Genomic DNA, 5,013 nt, shown 5'->3' with positions numbered 1-5,013 from the left:
TGCGGACAGGGGACATGGGAATGGCCTCTCATCGGACGTCGCCGGAGCGACGAGCGTGCATGCGTTCAGAGCCCGCGCGCATCGAATGCGCGCGGCGGGACACAACACTCGGCCGGGAGCGGCCGAGGATGCGGATCAGATCGCCGCGGTGAGAGGTGGGGCTCGGCCGCGCAGAGTCGCGAGGAGAACCAGATCGGATGCGTGCGCGACATCGAACCGGCCGTGGAGTCGGTGGGCGACGCGAAGAGCCGGAAGAGTCAGCACCTGATCGGCACGACGTCGTACCCACCGCACCAGCTGGACCGCGAGGTCGCGCAGCGCGAGCAGCAGGCGTTCGCCGCGGTACAGCGCGGCCACGGTCAGCAGACCGGCGAGCGCGTGCCCGAGCCACATCGAGGCGTCAGCGGTGGCGACTTCGGGGATGCCGTTCACCGCCGGCAGCATGAGGGGTGTGCCGTGCACGTGCGGCGTCGAGACGCCGGACGGGGTGACCGTGCCGAGGACGAAGAGCACATGGAACAGGAACTGACTCGCGGCGACGGAGATGCCGAGGCGGATCAGCGACAACGAGCGGCCCGCGAGCAGCACGCTGATCATGAACGAGAAGACCCAGGGGACGAGGATGCCGACGGCACCGGGCATCTGCCCTCCGCCGGAGACGTGACCGGCCAGTGCGATGAAGATCGCGAGTGACGAGGCAGCGAAGCCGCGGACGACGGCTGGCTTCCTGGACTCGGTCACGGTTCCAGTCTGGCATGACCTCCGCGACGTCACCGGCGGCTTCGACCGATCGTCCTGGAATCGCCACGGTGCTGTCACCGCGTCTCCTGGACTGTGCCCCCACCCACCGAAGAATGGGCAGGATTCGCGTTCGACCAGTGAGCCGGGAGTCCGCGTCTCACGTCATCCGTTGAGGTGAATCGTCGCGGTGTTCGGCGCCCGTGCGGGGGAGATGGAGGCGGCCGGGAGCACTGTCCTGGGGCCGCCCAGCGCGCGGAGCGCGTACAGGATGGTCGCGAGGTCGACGAGTTCCTGGACGAGCGCCCCGACGACAGCGGGGATGAGCCCGGTCATCGCGACGATCATGAGTCCGATGCTCAACCCGATGCCGATCCAGATCGCGGTGAGAGCGACCCGCAGCGTGTGACGACCGATCGAGACGGCGTCGACGAGCTTCGCCAGCGAATCGACGAGGATCACGACGTCGGCGGCATCGCCAGCTGCCGTCGCGCCCTTGGCTCCCATGGCGACGCCGATGTCCGCGGCGGCCAGGACGGGTGCGTCGTTGACGCCGTCGCCGACCATCATGACCGGGCGCGGTTGCAGCTCAGCGGCGAGAGCGACCTTCTCGGGCGGCAGCAGTTCAGCGTGGACCTCGGAGATGCCCACCTGATGAGCCACCGACTCCGCCGTCGGGCCGACATCGCCCGTGAGCATGACGATGCGATCCACCTCGTGTGTGCGCAGCCACGCGATGACAGCCGCTGCTTCGGGCCGCGGATGGTCGGCGAGGACGAGCACCCCGGCGAAGCGACCGTCGACCGCGACGTATGCTGCGGCCTGGCTCAGCTCGAGCGTCGCCCGCGCAGTGTCGGGCGCGAGAGCCGCCACGTAAGCGGGCTTGCCCACCACCACGTCTCTTCCGTCGATCTCGGCGACGACACCGTTCGTGGCCTCCTCTCGAGCTTCGGCGGCGCCGAGGAGCGTGATTCCGCGCGCCTCTGCTGCACGGCGGATCCCCTCGGCGAGCACGTGCGTCGAGTACTGTTCCGCCGAGGCGGCGAGCTGCAGGACCTCATCCGCGCCGAAGCCGTTCGCGGGCCGGACGTCGACGAGCTCCGGTCGGCCCTGAGTGAGCGTGCCCGTCTTGTCGAACGCGGCCGACCGCACACGGGCGATCAGCTCGATGACGGCCCCTCCCTTCATGATCACGCCTGTCTTCGCCGCACGCGAGAGGCCGCCGAGGAACGCGACCGGGGCAGCGATCAGGAGCGGGCAGGGAGTCGCGAGCACGAGGACTTCGGCGAATCGGGATGCCTCGCCCGATACGGCCCAGGCCGTCCCTGCCAGGACGAGTGACACCGCGGTGAACGGAATCGCGAAGCGGTCGGCCAGGCGGACCACCGGCGCGTGGGAGTCTTCCGCGGCGTGCACGAGCGCCACGATCTGCTGATACTGGCTGTCCGCGCTGCTGCGGACGGCACGGATCCGCACGGCACGGCTTCCGTTGATGGACCCGGACAGCACCTCGTCTCCGGATTCACGTGTCACGGGCATGCTCTCACCGGTCAACGAAGACTCATCGAACGTGCCTGACGACGTGAGGAGCTCGCCGTCGACCGGGACGATCTCCGACGGGCGCACGAGGAGTACGGCGCCGACGGCGACCTCGTCGACGGGCACATCCCTGACCTCATCCGACTCCGCGGACTCCGCGTGCACGAGCACGTGTGCGATGCGCGGAGACCGATCCAGCAGAGCCGAGAGGTCACGCTTCGCTCGACGGCCGGCGAAGTCCTCGAGGGCCTCTCCGCCGGAGAGCATGAGCACGATGATGAGCGAGGCGATGTACTCGCCGACGGCCAGCGTCGCCACCATCGCGACCACCGCCAGGATGTCGAGGCCGACATGGCCACGGAGTACGTCGCGCACCATTCCGACGAGGGTCCAGACGACGAACACCGCCACGTAACCGGTGGCGACCCAACGTCCGAGGGCCGGGGCATCGACCGCGTGGAGGGCCAGCACGCTCACGAACACGAGGACGGTCGTCGTGATCGCCGGATATCGCCAGAGCACGCGGAGAAACCTCATGCCCCAGCTTCCCGCGTATCGGTGCGCACGTCCACCGCGGCGGAACGACTCGCGGATGCAGCGCGAGACGCGGCGATTCCGCGCGCCTCACCGGCGACCGTCCCACCCGATAGTGTGTGGGCAACAGAGCAGCGAGGAGCCCCGGATGAGTGCCCAGATCGTCGATGTCGACAACTTCACGCGGGTAGAAACCGACACGATGATCGACCGGATGCTGCCGATCATCGGCGGGGTGGGCGTGTTCCACCACGACCGTGCGCTCCCGCCCCTAGACCAGCAACCGGTGATTCGACAGAACCGCGACACGCTCTATTCGGTCGCGATCATCGATCTCAGTGGGGGCCCCGTCACGCTCACACTGCCGGAGGTCGGAGACCGGTACGTCTCGGTCATGATCATCAACCAGGACCACTACATCAACCGTGTCTTCCATCGGGCAGGCTCCTATCCCCTCACGATCGAGGAGTTCGAGACCCCGCACGTCATCGCTGCGGCGCGCATCCTCTTCGACCCGGCAAGTCCGAGCGACCTCGAAGCGGTGAATGCGATCCAGGATCAGATCACTCTCACCGCGAGCGGCACTCAGGAGTTCTCTCACCCCGAATACGACCACGACAGCTACGTCGAGGTTCGCGAAGCCCTGCTCGTGCTGGGCAAGACGATGGGTGGACTGTCGGGATGCTTCGGAGCGAAGGAAGACGTCGACCCCGTGCGTCACCTGGTCGGCACGGCGCTCGGCTGGGGTGGCCTTCCCGATGCGGAGGCGTCGTACATCAACATCGACCCCAAGCTTCCCGTCGGCCGCTACACCATGACCTTCCGAGACGTGCCCGCCGACGCGTTCTGGTCGGTCAGCGTCTACAACGCGGCCGGCTACTTCGAACCCGGGCCGATCGGCGCCACGAACGTCAACTCCGTGTTCGCCACCAAGAACGAGGACGGATCGACCACCGTGCGCCTCGGCGACCACGGCGACGATGCCGCGAACTCCATTCCCCTCCCGGAGGGCTGGAACCTCCTGATCCGGCTCTACCGGCCGCGGCTCGGTGAGCTCGCCTCATGGAAGGTGCCGGAGATCATCGCCGGCTGACCACACCCCGGCGGTGCAGACCTCGCCGTCTTCGAGCATCAGGAAGGCGTTCGTGGCGCCCGCTTGACCTCGTCGTACGCCGCGAGCGCGGCCTTCCTGGTCTCACCGAGGTCGACGATCGGTTCGGTCGGTGCTTCGGAGGCCCACTGCGAGATGTAGAGCCCCTGCGGGTCGAACTTCTTCGCCTGCAGCTCGGGATTGAAAACGCGGAAGTACGGGGCCGCATCGGCACCGGAGCCCGCCACCCATTGCCAGTTGAACGGGTTGTTGGCCTCGTCGGCGTCGACGAGCGTGTCCCAGAACCACTCCTCGCCGAGTCGCCAGTCGATCAGCAGGTTCTTCACGAGGAAGGAGGCCACGACCATCCGGACGCGGTTGTGCATGTAGCCCGTGTGCCAGAGCTCGCGCATTCCCGCATCCACCAGCGGCACTCCGGTCTCGCCGTGCTGCCAGGCTTCCAGATGCGTGGGATCGAGGGGCGGCCAGGGGAATACGTCGAACTCGCGACGCAGATTCCGAGTCGCGAGGTCGGGGGAGCGGTACAGCGTGTGCCAAGCGAACTCCCGCCAACCGAGCTCGGAGAGGAATCCGCCGGCACCGTCCACGCCGACGGCCTCGTGCCAGACCGTGAAGGGGCTGATCTCTCCCCAGCGCAGCCGCGGGGAGAGCAGCGAGGTCGCACCGGCAGCGGGTTCGTCGCGCGCGCGGTCATACGAGGGGAGGTCGTGAGCGAGGAACTCCGTGAGGCGTCGCCGGGCGGCGGGTTCCCCAGGCTTCCAGGTGTCGCGCAGGCCCCCGGCCCAATCCGGCCGGGTGGGCAGCAGATCCCAGTCGTCGAGAGCATCGGAGGCGGGGACATGATCCGGGCCATCGACTGTCCGTGGCTCCGGAAGCGGCGCGCGTGGTGCCGGCAGCGCGAGACACGCGCGCCAGAACGGGGTGAAGACGGAATAGTGCGTGCCGCTGCCGGTCGTCACGGTCCACGGCTCGTGCAGCAGGGATGCTGCGAAGGACGCGACCTCGAGCCCCTCGGCCCGGAGTGCCGACTTCAGCGATGAGTCGATCTCGCGCTCGGCGCCCCCGTACCGTCGGTTCCAGAACACGGCGCC

The 5,013-nt window shown here is 68.2% G+C and carries 4 protein-coding genes; 1 reads left to right on the top strand and 3 read right to left on the bottom strand.

Annotation, left to right across the window (positions count from 1 at the left end):
- Nucleotides 1–135: 135 nt before the first annotated feature.
- Nucleotides 136–741: a hypothetical protein gene (locus ACNPM4_RS11080; protein WP_448985739.1), complete on the bottom strand. Its 606-nt coding sequence runs from the start codon at nt 739–741 to the stop codon at nt 136–138.
- Between the two features lie 162 nt (nt 742–903).
- A complete protein-coding gene (locus tag ACNPM4_RS11075; protein WP_448985738.1) occupies nt 904–2,814 on the bottom strand; it encodes a heavy metal translocating P-type ATPase in 1,911 nt (636 codons plus the stop codon).
- A gap of 145 nt (nt 2,815–2,959) precedes the next feature.
- Here ACNPM4_RS11075 and ACNPM4_RS11070 point away from each other — a divergent pair, with 145 nt between their 5' ends.
- On the top strand, nt 2,960–3,904 hold the full coding sequence (locus ACNPM4_RS11070) for a DUF1254 domain-containing protein (RefSeq protein ID WP_091036568.1): 945 nt from the start codon (nt 2,960–2,962) through the stop codon (nt 3,902–3,904).
- Nucleotides 3,905–3,942: 38 nt separating this feature from the next.
- On the opposite strand, the gene ACNPM4_RS11065 is transcribed toward ACNPM4_RS11070, so the two are convergent.
- Nucleotides 3,943–5,013, bottom strand: a 1,071-nt coding sequence (locus tag ACNPM4_RS11065; RefSeq protein ID WP_448985737.1) for a cryptochrome/photolyase family protein, incomplete at its 5' end; no start/stop codon positions are given.

The sequence above is a fragment of the Microbacterium umsixpiens genome, from assembly GCF_053543675.1.
The sequence above is the reverse complement of the archived record's forward strand: the minus strand, read 5'-3'. Positions and strand labels throughout refer to the sequence as shown.

Excerpts from the sequence above, each read along its gene's own strand:
- ACNPM4_RS11075 (WP_448985738.1), bottom strand. The coding sequence starts at position 2,814 with ATGAGGTTTCTCCGCGTGCTCTGGCGATATCCGGCGATCACGACGACC.
- ACNPM4_RS11070 (WP_091036568.1), top strand. The coding sequence starts at position 2,960 with ATGAGTGCCCAGATCGTCGATGTCGACAACTTCACGCGGGTAGAAACC.